The sequence below is a fragment of the Clostridium sp. CTA-19 genome, from assembly GCF_054767855.1.
In genome coordinates this window covers 1-1543 of sequence record NZ_BAAABH010000075.1, presented here as the reverse complement: position 1 = coordinate 1543, position 1543 = coordinate 1, and the positions used below count along the sequence as shown (strand labels likewise).

The window sequence follows — 1543 nt, the reverse complement described above, 5'->3', positions numbered from 1 at the left end:
CTCAATTTAAAAGTTTGAACTGCTTCAAGCAATTTGCTGACTATAATAGTCAATTTTTTACATCTTCCGATGTGAGCCTCTACAAAATAGATTCTCAAATGAATTAACTGGTTTTACCTATATTTATCTGTTTAATTTTCAAAGACCAAATTGTTTTTTGTCGTTTATCAACGACTGCTTTTTTATTTTAGCAATTTGTTTGTCATTTGTCAACAACTTTTTTCAATTTCTTTTGAACTTTTTTCAAGTTCCCGTCATTGACGACTCATTCATAATAACATTCTTTCCTTAAGTAAATTTAATATGCATTAATTTATTATCTAAAATTAAATTATAATATCTTTTTTTTCCTTTTATTTCTTTAACTTTTCATATAATGATACACTTGGATAAGTTTATATTTAGTTTTAGTATAAATCATGATTATCCTAACAGTTTGTAATAAAAAATAAGTAGCTTCTATATTACTTTAAGCTACTTATTTTAGAAGAAAGACCAGCCCTTATATAAGCTTTTCTTCTATTTCATATAAAATTTTAAAATTTGTTAAATCATAATGTAGTGGAGTTATAGTTACATATCCATTTTCTATATTTAATACATCAGTATCTGCTTCATTATTTTTTATAGGTGTTCCACTTATATTGATACTTTTACTTCCATCTTCATTTAAGGTTTCAACATATAAGTTCTCATATTTTTTCTCCCCCATCTTTGAAACTTTAAACTCATAATTCTTTTTTAAATCTACATTCTTTAGCGATGGAAAATTTACATTTAAAACTAAATCGTTTTTCAGCGGAGATTTTTCTAGTTTTTCAATTAAATCTTTGGCTACTTTAGCACATTCTTTATATGATTCATTATTTCCGTCGCATGAAAAAGCAATAGATGGTATTTTTAATATAGCTGCCTCGATAGCTGCTGAAACTGTACCTGAATATAGTATATCTGTGCCTAAATTGAACCCATTATTTATTCCTGATATAACCATATCAACTTTTCCATCCATAATCTTATTAACTCCAACCCTTGCACAATCTGCAGGAGTTCCACTTATACTAAACGCTCTTGATTTAATGCCCTCTAATTTTTCTTCTTTTATTATTAATGGTTTATCTATAGTTATTGAATGACTTGTGGCACTTTTTTGACAATTTGGTGCAACAATACATACAGAATAGTGTTTTTCAAGTTCTTTAGCAAGCTCTATTATTCCATCTGCAAATACGCCATCATCATTGGTTATCAATATTTTCATATCTCTATTTTCCACATATATCCCACCTATCTTATATTTTAACTTTAATTATATAATAAACACTTATATAATCTTTTAAAATCTAATATTTCTTATTATAAATAATAAAAAAAAGCAGTTCTTTCGAACTGCTATGGTGGAGATAAAGAGATTCGAACTCTTGACCCCCTGCGTGCAAGGCAGGTGCTCTCCCAACTGAGCTATACCCCCAAATATGGTGGACCTTCAGGGACTCGAACCCCGGACCTACCGGTTATGAGCCGGTTGCTCTAACCAACTGAG

Annotated in this window: 1 protein-coding gene and 1 tRNA gene; both read right to left on the bottom strand. The window is 29.1% G+C overall.

Annotated features, from left to right (window positions below):
- Positions 1-502: 502 nt before the first annotated feature.
- Positions 503-1261 (bottom strand): 5'/3'-nucleotidase SurE, encoded by a 759-nt coding sequence (surE, locus tag ACYUE0_RS17650; RefSeq protein WP_460271921.1) that lies wholly within the window; start codon positions 1259-1261, stop codon positions 503-505.
- Positions 1262-1395: 134 nt separating this feature from the next.
- Positions 1396-1471, bottom strand: a tRNA-Ala gene (locus ACYUE0_RS17645).
- Positions 1472-1543 lie beyond the last annotated feature (72 nt).